The sequence below is a fragment of the Anoxybacillus sp. FSL W8-0104 genome, assembly GCF_038004465.1.
GTDB classification, from domain to species: domain Bacteria; phylum Bacillota; class Bacilli; order Bacillales; family Anoxybacillaceae; genus Anoxybacillus; species Anoxybacillus flavithermus_G.
Genome location: NZ_JBBOQU010000001.1, coordinates 1,904,370 through 1,921,787, shown reverse-complemented (window position 1 = coordinate 1,921,787; position 17,418 = coordinate 1,904,370). Strand labels below are relative to the sequence as shown.

The following is a 17,418-nucleotide window of genomic DNA, read 5'->3' as shown; positions in this document are numbered from 1 at the left end:
GAGAATGTATTTGGAACGCATTTATTTAGACTACGCAGCGACGTCTCCTGTTCATCCGCAAGTTGTGGAGGCAATGGTACCGTACATGACAACATATTTTGGCAACCCATCAAGCATTCATTCATTTGGTCGTGAAACACGACGTGCCCTTGATGAAGCGAGAGAGACCATTGCTAAAACGATCGGGGCAAAAGCGAACGAAATCATTTTTACAAGCGGTGGAACAGAGGCGGATAATTTAGCGATCATTGGTGTAGCAATGGCGAATCGCGAGAGAGGACGACACATCATTACAACGTCTGTCGAACATCATGCCGTGTTAAATACGTGCAAATATTTACAAAAACAAGGATTTGACGTGACATACTTACCTGTGGATGAGCATGGCATCATTTCTATTGAACAGCTAAAAAGCGCTTTGCGCGACGATACAGTTCTTGTCTCTATCATGTTTGGCAACAATGAAACAGGTGTGTTGCAACCAATTCATGATATTGTTCAATTGCTTCATGACCACGATGTGTATTTTCATACGGATGCAGTACAAGCGTATGGTCTCGTTCCGATCGATGTGCACGAACTCGGCATCGATTTACTTTCCGTATCAAGCCATAAAATTAACGGACCAAAAGGAGTCGGCTTTTTATACGTACGTGAAGGGGTTCGTCTGACGCCACACATATACGGCGGAGAACAAGAAAGAAAACGACGTGCAGGGACAGAAAACGTACCCGGTATTGTCGGATTGCAAAAAGCAGCTGAACTCGCACAACAAATGATGTCCGAAAAACGAGCGTTATATGAACAGTTTCAACGTATCATGTTGACGACATTTGAACGAGAAGGCATTCATTACGCGGTGAACGGTCATGAAACAAATCGTTTGCCACATGTATTAAATGTTGCGTTTTTCGGAACAAATGTAGAAGCATTGCTTGTCAATTTAGATTTAGCAGGCATTGCCGCCTCAAGCGGCTCAGCGTGTACAGCTGGCTCAATTGATCCGTCACATGTGTTAGTGGCGATGTACGGAAATGATTCCGAACGCATTCGTTCTTCTGTTCGTTTTAGCTTTGGATATGGCAATACGATTGAACAAGTCGAACGAGCAGCATATGACATTGCAAAAATTGTGAAACGGCTAACAAAAGCGTGAAAGGGGTGAAAAAGATGGCAAGAGTTGTTGTTGGAATGTCGGGTGGGGTCGACTCATCTGTTGCCGCCCTTTTATTAAAACAACAAGGGTACGATGTCATCGGCATTTTTATGAAAAACTGGGACGACACCGATGAAAACGGTGTATGTACCGCAACGGAAGATTACGAAGATGTCGTGCGTGTGTGCAACCAAATTGGTATTCCGTATTATGCGGTCAACTTCGAAAAGCAATATTGGGAAAAAGTATTTACGTACTTTTTAGACGAATATAAAGCAGGGCGTACGCCAAATCCAGATGTGATGTGCAATAAAGAAATTAAGTTTAAAGCATTTTTAGAACATGCGATGGCGCTTGGAGCGGACTATTTAGCGACAGGACATTATGCTCGCGTTGCCTATCGCGATGGAGAATACCAATTGTTGCGCGGGTTAGATGCAAATAAAGATCAAACGTATTTTTTAAATCAGCTCGGCCAAGCTCAATTATCGAAAGTGTTGTTTCCAATCGGCGAATTACAAAAGTCCAAAGTGCGTGAAATCGCCAAAGAAGCGGGACTTGCGACAGCAGGAAAAAAAGATAGCACCGGCATTTGTTTTATCGGAGAACGCAATTTTAAACAGTTTTTAAGCAATTATTTACCTGCGCAGCCGGGCGAGATGCAAACGCTCGATGGAGAAGTAAAAGGTACGCACGATGGCTTAATGTACTATACGATCGGACAACGCCACGGACTTGGTATTGGTGGTAGCGGAGAGCCTTGGTTCGTTGTTGGGAAAAATTTAAAAGACAACATTTTATACGTTGCGCAAGGGTTTGATAATGAACTGCTTTATTCTGATGCGATCATTGCGACGAATGTGAATTGGGTAAGCGGTCGAAAGCCGAGTGAACCGATGTCATGTACAGCGAAATTCCGTTATCGTCAGCCGGATGTGCCGGTAACAGTAGAAATGATCGATGAGACGACAGCGCGTGTGTCATTTGAGCAACGCGTGCGCGCAGTGACCCCAGGTCAAGCGGTCGTTTTCTACAACGGTGAACAATGTCTCGGCGGCGGAACGATCGATCAAGTATTTCGCAACGATGAAAGATTGACATATGTTGGCTAACCTTCAACTCAACAGACGAGTTGAAGGCTTTTTTGTTATAATATGCATATGAGGTGATAGCGATGGATTACAACGCACAAGGCATTCAATATATGCAGCAAGGAAAATATGAAGAAGCGGTTAAATGTTTTCATGAAGCGATTGAACAACAACCGAACGACCCTGTTGGGTACATTAATTTTGGGAACGTATTAGCAGCCGTCGGAGAAGAAGAAAAAGCGATACGCTTTTTTCACAAGGCGCTTGAACTCGACGAAAAAGCCGCAACCGCATATTACGGACTCGGATCGATTTATTACAATCGCCAGCAATTCGATCGCGCAAAAGAGCAATTTGAGCGAGCGATTCAAGCAGGATTAACGGATGGCGATGTGTTTTTTATGCTTGGCATGTCGCTCATATATTTAGAGCAACCACGTTTAGCGATGCCGTATTTTCAGCGGGCAGTAGAATTAAACGAGCGCGATGTGGAAGCGACGTTTCAGCTTGGGCTTTGCTTAGCACAATTGCAGTTTGTGGATGAAGCGATGACATATTTTGAACGGACGATTCATTTAAACGAGCAACATGCGGATGCGTATTACAATTTAGGTGTGGCCTATGCATATAAAGACGATCCGAAAACCGCACATGCGATGTTTGAAAAGGCGCTGGCTATTCAACCAGATCATTTGTTAGCAGGTCATGGGAAAAAGCTAATGGAACGGGCATTGCAATAAAAAAAGGGGGAGATGGGGTTGCAACAACAGTTAGACTTAGACGGACGATCGTTTATTAAAGGCGTCCATGTCGGTACAATTTTTCATAACGAAGACAATTTATATTCTGTCATTCGTGTGCGTGTGGAAGAAACAAATGAACCGCATATAGAAAAAGATGTTGTTGTGACAGGCTATTTCCCTTTGCTGGGCGAGTATGATACATATACGTTTTTTGGCTCATTTAAAGAACATCCGCGCTTTGGGAAACAATATGTTGTCGATCATTTTCGAAAAGAGTTTCCTGAAACGAAAGAAGGAGTGATTCAATATTTATCGGGCGGAATGTTTAAAGGGATTGGTAAAAAAACAGCAACTGCCATCGTTGAAACGTTAGGTGAGCGAGCGATTTCAAAAATATTAGAAGATCCCGACGTGCTTGCGAACGTACCGAAGCTAACAAAAGCAAAGGCGAAGCAGCTATATGAGACGTTGCGCGAACATGAAGGATTAGAACAAATTATGATCGCTTTATCGCAATTTGGCTTTGGACCTCAATTATCGATGAAAATTTATCAAGTGTACAAAGATGAAACGTTACAAATCATTCGCACAAATCCGTATCAACTGGTGGAAGATGTTGAAGGAATCGGATTTGGACGTGCAGATGATCTCGGCTTGCAGCTTGGCATTTCTGGTAATCATCCTGATCGTATTCGGGCAGGTTGTTTATACGTCATTGAACAACATTGCATGCAAGAAGGACATGTGTATATGACGTATGAACAGCTGCTTACAGAAGTAAAACAACTGTTAGAAGCAAAACGTCAAGAACTTGTCGATGTCGCTTGCATTTCCCGTGAAATGGTCCATTTATCTGAAGAAGGAAAGTTAATTGTTGAAGAAGATCGTTTTTATATCCCTTCGTTATATTTTGCGGAAAAAGGCATCGTGTCAAACGTCAAGCGGCTATTGCAACAATCCGATATGTCAACATTTTCTGAAGCGGAATTTTTGCTTGCGCTTGGTGAATGGGAAGAAGAAGCAAACATCCAATATTCGCAAAAACAAAAAGAGGCGATTCAACAAGCGCTTTGTTCCCCGTTGTTCATTTTAACGGGCGGACCAGGCACAGGAAAAACGACGGTCATTAACGGTATCGTTCATTTATTCGCCAAGTTGCACGGGCTATCGCTTGATCCTGTTAGCTATGATGCGGACGAGCCGTTCCCCATTTTACTTGCTGCTCCAACTGGACGAGCAGCGAAGCGAATGACGGAATCGACTGGCTTGCCGGCGATGACGATCCATCGTTTGCTCGGCTGGAGTGGCGACGGGTTTCAACGCGGGGAAGACGAACCGATTAGCGGAAAGTTGTTAATTGTCGATGAAATGTCAATGGTCGATACGTGGCTAGCGAATCAGTTATTAAAGTCTGTTCCATCATCCATGCAAGTCATTTTCGTTGGCGATGAAGACCAATTGCCGTCTGTCGGACCGGGACAAGTGTTAAAAGACTTACTTCGTGCCAACGTCATTCCGACCGTTCGCTTGACAGACATTTATCGTCAGGCAGAAGGTTCGTCGATCATTTCCCTTGCCCATGCGATTAAAGATGGAAACATTCCACATGATTTGACGATCCCTCAAAAAGACCGCTCGTTTATTCGTTGTACGAGTGCCCAAGTCGTTGACGTTGTAAAAAAAGTAGCTGAAAATGCGAAGCAAAAAGGGTATCGGGCGAAGGATGTTCAAGTGCTCGCACCGATGTATCGCGGTCATGCAGGAATTGATCGACTCAATGAGACGCTACAACAATTATTTAATCCAAAACATGATCATAAACGAGAGCTTACGTTTGGCGATGTCGTTTATCGCGTAGGCGATAAAGTGTTGCAGCTAGTCAATCAGCCGGATGAAAATGTGTTTAATGGAGACATCGGCGAGATTGTTGCCATTTTTTATGCAAATGAAAATGTGGAAAAACAAGATCTCGTCGTCGTTTCGTTTGATGGAAATGAAGTGACGTATCCGAAACAAGAATTGCACCAAATTACGCACGCATATTGTTGTTCGATTCATAAATCGCAAGGAAGCGAATTTCCGATCGTCATTTTGCCTGTTGTAAAAAGTTATTATCGCATGTTAAGGCGCAATTTATTATACACAGCCATTACGCGCAGTAAGCAATATTTAATTTTATGTGGTGAAGAAGAAGCGTTCCAACTCGGGGTCATGCGAACAGATGACGGAACGAGACAAACGACGTTATACGAAAAATTAACAGCGATCATTTCGCCTGAACAACAGTTACTTCCGATGGAAGATGCAAACATCGGAATGGAAGGTGTTACCCCGTATGACTTTATGGAAAATGACGCAACATAATGATGGACACACACATATCGGCACGCTTCTTTTTCAATGATGTATGTTTTCGTAAAAAAATGACAAAGATAGAAGAAAAAATAAAAAGGAGCGTGCCTTTTTATGTTAAAGTGTCCGAACTGTCAAAGTAAAGATTTGGGTAAAATCGGCGTTAATCAGTATTATTGCTGGAATTGCTTTATTGAGCTAACCGTTCAAAAAGGAATGATTTATACGCACCAAGTCGAAGAAGATGGAACGCTTAGCTCGCTTGACGATTTGTTTAGCGAACGCGAACGAACTTTGCTTTCGTAATGAAAGGAGAATGAAGATGAATCGAACAATCGCTTCTTTAATTGCGATCGGTGCAGGAGTGGCAGCGTATCAATTAGCGCAACGAAACGGTGGCATGAACATGCGCAACGTGAGAAAAGTCGGCAAAAAAATGTTGCGTCCATTTATGTAGCGAAAAACGGCAATCTCATTTGAGGCGGCAATCTCATTTGAGGTTGCCGTTTTTTGTATAACATCTTCTATTTGTCCTCACACTATAGAAGTAAAGGAGGGATCAGTTTGGAACATCCGCATCTTCATTTTTTCGTTCGCTTAACGAAAATGTTATTAGTTTTAATTTTTATTTACTTCGTTGTGAAACTCAAATCCGTATGGCTACCATTTTTACATATGTTTATTAAAATTATAACCCCTTTTCTTATCGCAGCGTTCATTACATACTTATTGCATCCTGTCGTTGAATACGTCCACAAACGAGGCATGCCGAGAGCGCTTGCCATTCTTGCCATTTATGCACTATTTTTTGGTGGAATCGGTTTTGCTATTTACAAAGGGGCACCGTTGTTCATTGCTCAGCTAGAAGATTTAAATAAAAGCTTACCGATATTTGTTCGTACGTATGAACAATGGACGAATTATATTCATGAAGAAACAGCCACATGGCCTTATGATGTCCATCAACGCATTGAGGCGATGATGACAGAAGCGGAGTCATTTATTAGCGAGGCGGTTACAGGTGCGATTATTGGAGTGAAACAACTCATTAATCGAATCATCATCTTTTTTATTATTCCTTTCATTGCGTTTTACATGTTAAAAGATGTGGAGCTTATTAAAAAAGCAGCGTGGGAATGGACTCCGAAAAAATGGCGCCATAAAGGTATGCAATTTTTACGCGACGTTGATCAAACGCTCGGTGGATATATTCGTGGACAATTGTTCGTCTGTTTTTTGATCGGAACGGCTGCTACGCTTTCGTTTTGGCTTATTGATATGAAATATCCGCTTTTGCTTGGCATGATCATCGGGGTTACAAATGTCATCCCGTATTTCGGACCAATTATTGGAGCTATTCCAGCGGCGATTATTGCTGCAACCGTATCAGTAAACAAACTGCTTCTTACTGTTGGAATCGTCTTTTTATTGCAGTTCATTGAAGGAAACATTTTATCCCCGCTTATTGTAGGGAGAAGCGTACATTTACATCCGCTTATTATTATGTTTTCCTTATTTGTTGGTGGGGAAATCGGTGGCATCATCGGTTTAATTGTTGCTGTTCCGATCGTTGCGATTGCTAAGGCGACATTTGTACACATTCGCTCGCTGAAAACAAATTGACAAAAAAAAGGGGCTTGTCTATAATTTTCACAAGAGTGATACATAAAAAACGATGACGGATCGAGTATGTTACAGTCCATCTTAAAGCGCTTTTGGCGCACAGAGAGGAATTTCCGTGGCTGAAAGAAATTCCAGATGAAGAGTAACAGAACGCTAATCCTGAGTGCAGGCAAACCCTGCCGACGAAGCCACGTTACGGCGGTTGAGGTGATGGACGTTTTGTCCATAAACAGGGTGGTACCGCGAGCAAGCTCTCGTCCCTGAGCAGGGATGGGAGTTTTTATATTTTTATAAGGGAGGAAGGAAACGTGAAGAAGCTAACATCTGCTCAAGTTCGTCAAATGTTTTTAGACTTTTTTAAAGAAAAAGGTCACGCTGTTGAGCCGAGCGCATCGCTTATTCCGATTGACGATCCGTCATTGTTATGGATCAATAGCGGTGTCGCAACGTTAAAAAAATATTTTGATGGCCGCGTCATTCCAGACAATCCGCGCATTTGTAATGCGCAAAAATCAATTCGTACAAACGACATTGAAAACGTCGGAAAAACGGCGCGCCACCATACGTTTTTTGAAATGCTCGGAAACTTCTCGATCGGCGACTATTTTAAACGAGAAGCAATTCATTGGGCATGGGAGTTTTTAACGAGCGAAAAATGGATCGGTTTTGATCCGAACCGTCTTTCTGTGACAATTCATCCAGAAGATGAAGAAGCGTTTGACATTTGGCATAACGAAATTGGGTTGCCGGAAGAACGCATTATTCGATTGGAAGGGAACTTCTGGGATATCGGGGAAGGTCCGAGCGGTCCGAACACAGAAATTTTCTATGACCGCGGGGAACAATTTGGCAACGACCCGAACGATCCAGAATTATATCCGGGTGGAGAAAACGAACGTTATTTAGAAGTATGGAACCTCGTCTTTTCGCAATTTAACCATAACCCTGACGGTACATATACACCGCTTCCTAAGAAAAACATTGATACGGGCATGGGATTAGAGCGGATGTGCTCGATTTTACAAGACGTTCCGACAAACTTTGATACCGATTTATTTATGCCAATCATTCGTGCAACTGAACAAATTTCAGGGGAAACATATCGTACGGATGCCGAAAAAGACGTGGCATTTAAAGTCATCGCAGACCATATCCGCACCGTAACGTTTGCGATTGGCGACGGGGCGCTGCCATCGAACGAAGGACGCGGTTATGTGTTGCGTCGTTTGTTGCGCCGTGCCGTTCGCTATGCGAAACAATTAAACATTCAACGTCCATTTATGTATGAGCTCGTTCCAGTGGTCGGTGAAATTATGGTCGACTATTATCCGGAAGTGAAAGAAAAAGCATCGTTCATTCAAAAAGTAATTAAAAATGAAGAAGAGCGCTTCCATGAAACGTTAAATGAAGGACTTGCAATTTTAGCAAGCGTCATCGAAAAAGAAAAACAACGTGGTAGCGATACAATTAGCGGTGAAGATGTATTCCGCTTGTACGACACATACGGCTTCCCTGTGGAATTAACGGAAGAGTATGCGGAAGAAGAAGGAATGAAAGTCGATCACGGCGGTTTTGAACGTGAAATGGAGCGCCAGCGCGAACGGGCACGTGCTGCACGTCAAGATGTTGATTCGATGCAAGTCCAAGGCGGCGTATTAGGCGACATTAAAGTAGAAAGCACGTTTGTCGGTTATGACCAGCTTTCTGTTTCTTCTGTTGTCGAAGTAATCGTAAAAGACGGACAACTTGTCAATGAGGTAAGCGAAGGACAAGAAGCGCAATTGATTTTACGTGAAACGCCGTTTTATGCAGAAAGCGGTGGACAAATTGCTGACCGCGGTTGGATTGAAGGAGAGACAGGAAAAGCGTACGTAAAAGACGTACAAAAAGCACCGAACGGTCAACATTTACACCACATCGTCGTCGAACAAGGGGTTATTCAAACAAACGGCACATATATCGCACATGTCGATGAAGCTGCGCGCGTCGATATTGTGAAAAACCATACAGCGACGCATTTGTTGCATCAAGCGTTAAAAGATGTGCTTGGTGTGCATGTGAACCAAGCTGGTTCGCTTGTTGCTCCTGATCGTTTACGCTTTGACTTTACGCATTTCGGTCAAGTAAAGCAAGAAGAGCTCGAGCAAATTGAAGCGATCGTTAACGAGCAAATTTGGCGCAATCTCCCTGTTACGATTGAATATAAACCGCTTGATGAAGCAAAAGCGATGGGAGCGATGGCGCTATTTGGTGAAAAATATGGTGACATCGTGCGCGTCGTGCAAGTAGGCGATTACAGCCTAGAGCTTTGTGGTGGTTGCCATGTAACAAATACGGCAGAAATCGGTTTGTTTAAAATTGTTTCTGAATCGGGCATTGGGGCAGGTACACGCCGGATTGAAGCAGTTACAGGAAAAGCTGCGTATCGTTTAATGAATGATCAAATTGCATTGTTAAAAGAAGTAGCGGAAAAATTAAAAACGAATCCGAAAGATGTGTTAACGCGCATCGATACACTCATGAACGATATGCGCGAATTGCAACGTGAAAATGAATCGCTTTCTGCCCGTTTAAGCCATATGGAAGCAGAAAATTTAGTGAACCAAGTAAAAGAAGTAAACGGTGTTCCACTTGTCACAAGTAAAGTGAACAACGCCGATATGAACAGCTTACGTGCAATGGTCGACGATTTAAAACAAAAATTAGGTTCAGCGATCATTGTGCTTGCTTCTGTACAACAAAATAAAGTAAACTTAATTGCTGGTGTCACAAACGACTTAATCGACCGCGGTTATCACGCTGGAAAACTCATTAAAGAAGTGGCGACGCGTTGCGGCGGCGGCGGTGGTGGCCGAGCGGATATGGCACAAGCAGGCGGAAAAGATGCGAATAAAGTAGATGAAGCACTTAAATTTGTCGAACAGTGGGTAAAATCTGTTTAATAAACGGTGGAAATCGTGTACAATGGATGTAAGGATGGATATGCCAGATTTCGTGGAACGTGAGAGTGGGGTGCAAAAGAACGGTGAGTTCGTTTGATAACACAATGCAATTTAACTTTCCGGAAGAACCGATGGACGTCGATGTTCGGGAAGTGTTGCTTACCGTATACGACGCATTGCAGGAAAAAGGGTATAACCCAATTAACCAAATTGTCGGCTACTTATTGTCTGGTGATCCAGCTTACATCCCTCGCCATAAAGATGCCAGAAACTTGATTCGCAAAGTCGATCGCGACGAATTAATTGAAGAATTAGTGAAATTCTATTTACGAACACATCGTGAGGAATAGACACATGCGTATTTTAGGATTAGACTTTGGAACGAAAACGCTCGGCGTTGCCGTAAGCGACGAGTTAGGATGGACGGCTCAAGGCATCGAGACGATTCGTATCGATGAAGAAAACGGTGAATATGGCTTTGACCGTTTGCGGCAATTGATTGAGCAATATGCGGTCGAAGAAATCGTCATCGGGTTTCCGAAAAATATGAACGGCACCATCGGACCGCGCGGCGAGGCGACACAACGCTTTGCCGAACAAGTGAAACAAACGTTTTCACTTCCTGTCGTCTTGTGGGATGAAAGACTGTCCACCATGGCGGCAGAACGAATGTTAATCGCTGCGGACGTTAGTCGAAAAAAACGTAAAAAAGTGATCGACAAAATGGCTGCGGTGATGATTTTACAATCTTATTTGGACCATAAACAATTGAGGTGAACATGATGGAACACGGTGAAAAACACATTACAGTCGTTGACGAAGACGGCAACGAACAACTTTGCGAAGTACTATTTACATTTGAATCTGAAGAATTCGGAAAATCTTACGTTTTGTACTACCCAATCGGTGCAGAAGAAGATGACAACGAAGAAATTGAAATTCACGCATCTTCTTTTATCCCAGGAGAAGATGGGCAGGCGGGAGAACTGCAGCCGATCGAAACAGAAGAAGAATGGGATATGATCGAAGAAATGCTAAACACATTTCTCGGTGAAGAGGAAGAAGACGAAGAATAAGAGGCTGACTATGCGTCAGCTTCTTTTTTTATTTATGTCGTGTCGGTGTTTGTAGTATAATGTGAAAAGTGAGGGAGGATGACGTATGTTACAAGAACATGAAGCGAAGACGGTGCGAAAAATTGTCCTATACATTACAGCACCTTTGTTATTGTTGATAATTGCCGCATGCATTGGCTTATTTGTATATATTCGTTCCGCATTGCAGCCTGTGGATCCGAATGATAGAACGCCGATTCAAGTAGATATTCCGATCGGCTCATCCATATATACGATTGCCAACATATTAGAAAAAAACGGCATAGTGAAAGATGCAACGATTTTTCGCTACTATGTAAAATTTAAAAACCATGCCGATTTTCAAGCGGGTAATTATACATTTACAAAAGCAATGACGTTAGCACAAATTGCTGAACAACTAAAAACAGGAAAAGTCGTGAAAGAAGCGAAGCTAAAAATAACGGTTCCAGAAGGAAAACAACTGACACAAATTGCGACGATCATTTCACAAAAAACGGGCTATTCGACCGAAGAGATTATGGCGAAACTAACAAATCGTTCATATATCGAGGAGTTAGTGGAAAAATATCCTTCTGTTTTGACGTCCGACATTTTCAATAAAAACATTCGTTACGCATTAGAAGGATATTTATTCCCAGCGACATATTCGTTTACAGAAGAAAAACCTTCGCTTGAAGAAATGATTGAAACCATGGTTGCGAAAACGGAAGAAGTATTAGCAAAATATACAGAAGACATGGAAACGCGTGGCTTGACCGTCCATCAATTGCTAACGATGGCGTCACTTATTGAAGAAGAAGCAACGGAAAAAGCGGATCGCGAAAAAATCGCAAGCGTGTTTTACAATCGATTAGAAAAAGGTATGCCATTACAAACAGACCCGACTGTTTTATATGCGCTCGGACAGCATAAATCGCGTGTATACTACAAAGACTTAGAAGTAAACTCGCCTTACAATACGTATATGCATAAAGGACTTCCGCCAGGACCGATTGCAAACGCAGGCGAAGCATCGATTCAAGCGGCTCTTCATCCAGCGGAGACGGACTATTTTTACTTTTTAGCGACGCCAGCGGGAGATGTCATTTTTACAAAAACACTTGACGAACATAATCGCGAAAAGGCAAAATATATCGGAAAGCAATAAAACGTTCGCTTTTTGTTTTGATTTATGGTAGTATATACAAAGTTATGGATCGTGATGAAACAAGAGTTCAATTCGTTTGAACTCTTGTTTTTGCGAGGAGGACAGTTCGTTGGTAAATGAGGAAATGATTCATTATTTAGAACGATTACTACCAAAAAAAGAAGAAGCGATCGTAGCGATGGAACAATATGCACATGAACATCATGTGCCGATTATGGATGCGCTCGGCATCGAAACGATGTTGCACATTTTAAAACTTGTTCAACCGACGCGCATTTTAGAAATTGGCACCGCGATCGGATACTCCGCCATACGCATGGCAAAAGCGTTGCCAAATGCGCACATTGTTACGATTGAACGAGATGAAATGCGCTATAAACAAGCGCTTGTTTATGCAGAACAAACGAATACAAAAGCACAAATGACGTTATTGTTTGGCGATGCGCTTCATATAAGCGATGAAGTAAAAAAACATGCTCCGTTTGATGTATTGTTTATTGACGCGGCAAAAGGACAATATCGCCGCTTTTTTGAGTTGTACGAGCCGCTATTAAGCGAGCGAGGAATTATTATAACGGATAACGTACTATTCAAAGGGCTTGTAGCAACAAACGAACCGATTGAACAAAAACGCATTCGTCAGCTTATCAAAAAAATTCAAGCATATAACGAATGGCTGATGGCGCATCCACGCTATGAGACAGTCATCATTCCGATCGGTGACGGAATGGCGATATCGAGAAAACGAGGTCAACAACCCAATGACTAAAGTCATGGGCTTGTAAGCCCCATGTTGACCAGACCAAGGCTTGAAACAGAGCCTACGTTATAGATGTCATGACACGTTCGGGTGCTTCTCCAGCCCGTTCCTCTGTCGTGCAAGGTTAAACAAGCGTGGTGGGTAGCGCTAGTGTCTTGCACATAACAAGCATCTATAACATGGTCGAGGAGAATATGACCTGCTTTATGCAGAGGAAAGGGGAGAACCCTATGGTTTTTGTGTTAGACACAAACAAACGTCCGCTTGCTCCTTGTCACGAAGCAGTTGCGAGAAAGCTGTTGAAACAAGGGAAGGCAGCGATTTACAGGCGATTTCCATTTACCATCATCTTGAAAAAATCAGTAGACGAATCAGAAATTAAAGCAACATATCGGCTAAAAATCGACTATGGAAGCAGGCATACAGGATTAGCGATTTTGCGAGGACAAGAAGTGGTATGGTTAGGGCAACTTGACCATCGCACAGACATCAAGGAAAGAATAGATAAAAGGCGTGCTTTTCGTCGAGCAAGACGAAATCGAAAAACAAGATACAGAAAACCACGCTTTCTGAACCGCAAGCGAAAGGAGGGATGGTTGCCTCCATCACTAGAGAGTCGTGTGCAAAATATCCAAACATGGGTTAGCCGTCTAAAAAAGTTATGCCCCATTGGACATATATCATACGAAAATGCCAAATTCGACACGCAACTCATGCGAAATCCTGAAATCAATGGTGTAGAGTATCAACAAGGCACGCTACAAGGATATGAAGTACGGGAGTATTTGCTTGAAAAGTTTGGGCGGAAGTGTTGTTATTGCGGAAAAGAAAATGTTCCACTTGAAGTGGAGCATATCATTCCAAAATCGAGAGGTGGAACAGACCGAGTGGATAACCTATGTCTTGCCTGTCATGACTGTAATCAGCGCAAAGGAAGTAAGACAGCAGAAGAATTCGGGTATCCGCACATTCAAAAGCAAGTCAAAGAATCATTAAAAGATGCAAGTGCTATCAACTCGACAAGATGGAAAGTGTATGAAGTGTTAAAGCAGACAGGATTAGATGTCGAGTGTGGAACAGGTGCACGAACAAAAATGAATCGTATTCGTTTAGACTTGCCGAAAACACATTATTTTGACGCTTGTTGTGTAGGCGAAAGCACAACAAATCACTTATATTTCAAAACAAAAGAAGTGTTATTTATCAAGGCAAAAGGGCGTGGTAGTCGCTCTCGTACAAACCTAGATAGATATGGCTTCCCAAGAGGTTATCTTGCAAGACAAAAATTCTTCTTTGGTTTTCAAACAGGGGACATGGTTAAGGCTGTTGTCCCAAGAGGGAAATATCAAGGCGTTTGGTTTGGCGAAGTCGCATGTAGAAAGACTGGAAGTTTCGATATTAAAGGCAAGGACGGAAAGCGTATCGCACAAGGAATAAATTATAGATATGTCCAAGTCATTCAGCGATTTGACGGATATGCTTATGGAAAGGGGGTGGCGGAACTTGCGTAAGGTGCAATTCCTCCCCGTGCCTAAAGGCAGGGGCTTCCTTGCGTAAGTTTCGTGAATAGAATGAAAAAACCAGAATTGCTTGTTACGCCAACGAGCGTGGCGCATATTGAACAACTCGCACAAGCAGGAGCGAATGCTGTCATCATTGGTGAACAACGGTACGGCTTGCGTTTAGCAGGTGAGTTTTCACGTCAAGATGTGATCGATGCGATGCAAGTCGCTCGAAAAAACGATGTACGTGTATATGTGGCAATGAACGCACTTTTTCATAATGACAAAGTTGATGAACTGAGCGACTATGTCCGCTTTTTAGCAGAGCAACAAGTCGATGCGATCGTGTTTGGCGACCCAGCTGTCTTAATGACAGTACGGGAAGTCGCACCGCATATGAAACTTCATTGGAATACAGAAACGACAGCGACAAACTGGTACGCTTGCAACTATTGGGGACGAAAAGGAGCAAAACGTGCCGTTCTTGCCCGCGAGCTGAATATGGAAGAAATCATTGATATTAAAAATCATGCGGAAGAAGTGGAAATTGAAGTGCAAGTACATGGAATGACATGCATGTTCCAATCGAAACGTTCCCTCATCGGTAACTATTTCGAATATCAGGGCAAGTTTATGGAAATTCAACAAATGAAATACGCAAAAGGGCTCTTTTTGTACGACAAAGAACGCGACAACAAATACCCGATTTTCGAAGATGAAAACGGTACGCACATTATGAGCCCTAATGATATTTGCATTATTGATGAACTTGAAGACATGATTGACGCCAAAATCGATAGTTTTAAAATTGACGGCGTGCTTCATGAGCCAGATTATATTACAGAAGTAACGAAATTATATCGCCGCGCCATTGATTTATGTGCAGAAAATCGCGAGCAATACGAAGAGGAAAAAGGTGAACTGCTTGCGCGCATTGAAGCGATTCAGCCGACACATCGCCCGTTAGACACCGGCTTTTTCTTTAAAGAAACGGTATATTAAACGAAAAGGAGGGAGCCTTCATGAGCATATCACAAATTATCAATGGCAAGCGCGTCATTGTGAAAAAACCAGAGTTGCTTGCGCCTGCTGGTAACTTAGAGAAGTTGAAAGTGGCTGTTCATTATGGAGCAGACGCTGTCTTTATCGGCGGACAAGAATACGGTCTTCGTTCTAATGCCGACAACTTTACGCTTGAAGAAATGGCCGAAGGTGTGCAATTTGCAAGCAAATACGGTGCGAAAATTTATGTGACGACAAACATTTACGCACATAACGAAAACATTCCGGGGCTTGAAGATTATTTGCGCGGTTTAGAGCGTGTTGGTGTGCATGGCATTATCGTCGCTGATCCGCTTATTATTGAAACCGCACGTCGCGTCGCACCAAAATTAGAAGTACATTTAAGTACCCAACAGTCGCTTACAAACTGGAAAGCGGTGCAATTTTGGAAAGAAGAAGGGCTTGAACGGGTCGTTTTAGCACGCGAAACGAGTGCGGAAGAAATTCGCGAAATTAAAGAAAAAGTCGATATTGAAATCGAAACATTTATTCACGGTGCAATGTGTATTGCGTATTCCGGACGTTGCGTATTAAGCAACCATATGACTGCGCGCGATTCTAACCGTGGGGGCTGTTGTCAGTCGTGTCGCTGGGATTACGATTTGTACAAGCTCGAAGGAGACCGTGCCATCGCATTGTTTGATGAAAACGACGATCCGTTTGCGATGAGCCCGAAAGATTTAAATTTAATTCAATCGATTCCAAAAATGATTGAGCTCGGTATTGATAGTTTAAAAATCGAAGGGCGAATGAAGTCCATTCATTACGTCGCAACCGTCGTTAGCGTGTATCGCAAAGTCATTGATGCTTACTGTGCAGACCCTGACAATTTCGTCATTCGCAAAGAGTGGCTAGATGAGCTCGATAAATGTGCGAATCGTGACACCGCGCCAGCCTTTTTTGAAGGTGTTCCAGGCTATAAAGAGCAAATGTTTGGCGTTCATAGCAAAAAGACGACGTACGATTTCGTCGGTCTTGTGCTTGACTATGACAAAGAAACAGGCATCGTGACGTTGCAACAGCGCAACTTCTTTAAACCAGGCGATGAAGTGGAATTTTTCGGACCTGAAATTGAAAACTTTACACAAGTCATTGAAAAAATTTGGGATGAGGAAGGAAATGAGCTTGATGCTGCTCGCCACCCGCTCCAAATTGTTCGTTTTAAAGTCGATCGCGAAGTTTTCCCATACAACATGATGAGAAAGGGGCACTAACATGAGGAAGAAACCGGTTGTCATCGGAGTTGCAGGCGGCTCCGGTTCGGGGAAAACGACCGTTACGAAAGCCATTTATGAACATTTTCAAGGACATTCCATTTTAATGCTCGAACAAGATTTTTATTATAAAGATCAAAGCCACTTGCCGTTTGAAGAGCGATTAAAAACAAATTACGATCATCCGCTCGCTTTTGATAACGATTTACTCATCGAGCATATTAACAAGCTTTTAAATTATGAGCCGATTGATAAACCTGTATACGACTATACGCTTCATACGCGTTCAAACGACGTTATTCGCGTCGAACCGAAAGATGTCATCATTTTAGAAGGTATTCTTGTATTAGAAGACGAACGATTGCGCAACTTAATGGATATTAAAGTGTACGTTGATACCGATGCTGACATTCGCATCATTCGTCGCCTATTGCGCGACATTAAAGAGCGCGGACGCACGCTTGAATCAGTCATCGAGCAATATGTAAACGTCGTGCGTCCAATGCACAATCAATTTATTGAACCGACGAAACGGTATGCCGACATTATCATCCCAGAAGGCGGTCATAATCACGTTGCTATCGATTTAATGGTTACAAAAATTCAAACGATTCTTGAACAAAAGTCTATTTTGTAATACCATAGCATAGATAATATGTAAACTTTTTGTCTTGTGTACGAACGAGCCGTTCGTACATTTTCCATACATAAATAAAAAGGAGTGGTTTA

Annotated in this window: 17 protein-coding genes; all 17 read left to right on the top strand. The window is 42.6% G+C overall.

Annotated features, from left to right (window positions below; translation table 11 throughout):
* Positions 1-10: 10 nt before the first annotated feature.
* The 17 genes from NST18_RS10195 (at position 11) to udk (ending at position 17,326) form a co-directional block, all read left to right on the top strand.
* The gene (locus NST18_RS10195) at positions 11-1,156 is read left to right on the top strand and encodes a cysteine desulfurase family protein (protein WP_004889305.1); all 1,146 of its coding nucleotides are present in this window, start codon (positions 11-13) and stop codon (positions 1,154-1,156) included.
* A 14-nt stretch (positions 1,157-1,170) separates the two neighbouring features.
* Positions 1,171-2,268 (top strand): tRNA 2-thiouridine(34) synthase MnmA, encoded by a 1,098-nt coding sequence (gene mnmA, locus NST18_RS10190; RefSeq protein ID WP_035018507.1) that lies wholly within the window; start codon positions 1,171-1,173, stop codon positions 2,266-2,268.
* A 62-nt stretch (positions 2,269-2,330) separates the two neighbouring features.
* Positions 2,331-2,987 (top strand): tetratricopeptide repeat protein, encoded by a 657-nt coding sequence (locus tag NST18_RS10185; RefSeq protein ID WP_064220447.1) that lies wholly within the window; start codon positions 2,331-2,333, stop codon positions 2,985-2,987.
* A gap of 12 nt (positions 2,988-2,999) precedes the next feature.
* Positions 3,000-5,354, top strand: coding sequence for an SF1B family DNA helicase RecD2 (gene recD2 / locus NST18_RS10180; RefSeq protein ID WP_128356394.1), 2,355 nt, complete (start codon positions 3,000-3,002; stop codon positions 5,352-5,354).
* Positions 5,355-5,456: 102 nt separating this feature from the next.
* Complete coding sequence (locus tag NST18_RS10175; RefSeq protein ID WP_004889309.1) at positions 5,457-5,648, top strand: hypothetical protein; 192 nt, start codon at positions 5,457-5,459, stop codon at positions 5,646-5,648.
* 10 nt (positions 5,649-5,658) lie between these two features.
* Entirely contained in the window at positions 5,659-5,799 is a 141-nt protein-coding gene (locus NST18_RS10170) for a YrzQ family protein (RefSeq protein WP_004889310.1), read from the top strand.
* Positions 5,800-5,906: 107 nt separating this feature from the next.
* Positions 5,907-6,965, top strand: a complete 1,059-nt coding sequence (locus NST18_RS10165) for an AI-2E family transporter (protein WP_004889313.1) — start codon at positions 5,907-5,909, stop codon at positions 6,963-6,965.
* A 308-nt stretch (positions 6,966-7,273) separates the two neighbouring features.
* Positions 7,274-9,907 carry an alanine--tRNA ligase gene (gene alaS, locus NST18_RS10160; protein ID WP_128356392.1) on the top strand — a complete coding sequence of 878 codons (2,634 nt, stop codon included), beginning with the start codon at positions 7,274-7,276 and terminating at the stop codon, positions 9,905-9,907.
* Positions 9,908-9,990: 83 nt separating this feature from the next.
* Complete coding sequence (locus NST18_RS10155) at positions 9,991-10,257, top strand: IreB family regulatory phosphoprotein (RefSeq protein WP_004889315.1); 267 nt, start codon at positions 9,991-9,993, stop codon at positions 10,255-10,257.
* A gap of 4 nt (positions 10,258-10,261) precedes the next feature.
* Positions 10,262-10,684, top strand: a complete 423-nt coding sequence (gene ruvX / locus NST18_RS10150) for a Holliday junction resolvase RuvX (protein WP_004889317.1) — start codon at positions 10,262-10,264, stop codon at positions 10,682-10,684.
* A 5-nt stretch (positions 10,685-10,689) separates the two neighbouring features.
* Positions 10,690-10,983 (top strand): DUF1292 domain-containing protein, encoded by a 294-nt coding sequence (locus NST18_RS10145; RefSeq protein ID WP_004889318.1) that lies wholly within the window; start codon positions 10,690-10,692, stop codon positions 10,981-10,983.
* 85 nt (positions 10,984-11,068) lie between these two features.
* Positions 11,069-12,151 carry an endolytic transglycosylase MltG gene (gene mltG / locus NST18_RS10140; protein ID WP_004889320.1) on the top strand — a complete coding sequence of 361 codons (1,083 nt, stop codon included), beginning with the start codon at positions 11,069-11,071 and terminating at the stop codon, positions 12,149-12,151.
* A 109-nt stretch (positions 12,152-12,260) separates the two neighbouring features.
* Complete coding sequence (locus NST18_RS10135) at positions 12,261-12,920, top strand: O-methyltransferase (RefSeq protein ID WP_088223713.1); 660 nt, start codon at positions 12,261-12,263, stop codon at positions 12,918-12,920.
* 221 nt (positions 12,921-13,141) lie between these two features.
* Entirely contained in the window at positions 13,142-14,422 is a 1,281-nt protein-coding gene (gene iscB, locus NST18_RS10130) for an RNA-guided endonuclease IscB (RefSeq protein ID WP_340721638.1), read from the top strand.
* A 60-nt stretch (positions 14,423-14,482) separates the two neighbouring features.
* Complete coding sequence (locus tag NST18_RS10125) at positions 14,483-15,415, top strand: peptidase U32 family protein (RefSeq protein WP_064214549.1); 933 nt, start codon at positions 14,483-14,485, stop codon at positions 15,413-15,415.
* Positions 15,416-15,435: 20 nt separating this feature from the next.
* Positions 15,436-16,689 (top strand): peptidase U32 family protein, encoded by a 1,254-nt coding sequence (locus NST18_RS10120; RefSeq protein WP_004889323.1) that lies wholly within the window; start codon positions 15,436-15,438, stop codon positions 16,687-16,689.
* A 1-nt stretch (position 16,690) separates the two neighbouring features.
* Positions 16,691-17,326, top strand: coding sequence for a uridine kinase (udk, locus tag NST18_RS10115; protein ID WP_004889324.1), 636 nt, complete (start codon positions 16,691-16,693; stop codon positions 17,324-17,326).
* Positions 17,327-17,418 lie beyond the last annotated feature (92 nt).

What these genes read in the sequence shown, in the direction of transcription:
- mnmA (WP_035018507.1), top strand. Translation starts at nt 1,171, where the DNA reads ATGGCAAGAGTTGTTGTTGGAATGTCGGGTGGGGTCGACTCATCTGTT.
- NST18_RS10185 (WP_064220447.1), top strand. Translation starts at nt 2,331, where the DNA reads ATGGATTACAACGCACAAGGCATTCAATATATGCAGCAAGGAAAATAT.
- recD2 (WP_128356394.1), top strand. Translation starts at nt 3,000, where the DNA reads ATGGGGTTGCAACAACAGTTAGACTTAGACGGACGATCGTTTATTAAA.
- NST18_RS10175 (WP_004889309.1), top strand. Translation starts at nt 5,457, where the DNA reads ATGTTAAAGTGTCCGAACTGTCAAAGTAAAGATTTGGGTAAAATCGGC.
- NST18_RS10170 (WP_004889310.1), top strand. Translation starts at nt 5,659, where the DNA reads ATGAAGATGAATCGAACAATCGCTTCTTTAATTGCGATCGGTGCAGGA.
- ruvX (WP_004889317.1), top strand. Translation starts at nt 10,262, where the DNA reads ATGCGTATTTTAGGATTAGACTTTGGAACGAAAACGCTCGGCGTTGCC.
- NST18_RS10145 (WP_004889318.1), top strand. Translation starts at nt 10,690, where the DNA reads ATGGAACACGGTGAAAAACACATTACAGTCGTTGACGAAGACGGCAAC.
- mltG (WP_004889320.1), top strand. Translation starts at nt 11,069, where the DNA reads ATGTTACAAGAACATGAAGCGAAGACGGTGCGAAAAATTGTCCTATAC.
- iscB (WP_340721638.1), top strand. Translation starts at nt 13,142, where the DNA reads ATGGTTTTTGTGTTAGACACAAACAAACGTCCGCTTGCTCCTTGTCAC.
- NST18_RS10125 (WP_064214549.1), top strand. Translation starts at nt 14,483, where the DNA reads ATGAAAAAACCAGAATTGCTTGTTACGCCAACGAGCGTGGCGCATATT.
- NST18_RS10120 (WP_004889323.1), top strand. Translation starts at nt 15,436, where the DNA reads ATGAGCATATCACAAATTATCAATGGCAAGCGCGTCATTGTGAAAAAA.
- udk (WP_004889324.1), top strand. Translation starts at nt 16,691, where the DNA reads ATGAGGAAGAAACCGGTTGTCATCGGAGTTGCAGGCGGCTCCGGTTCG.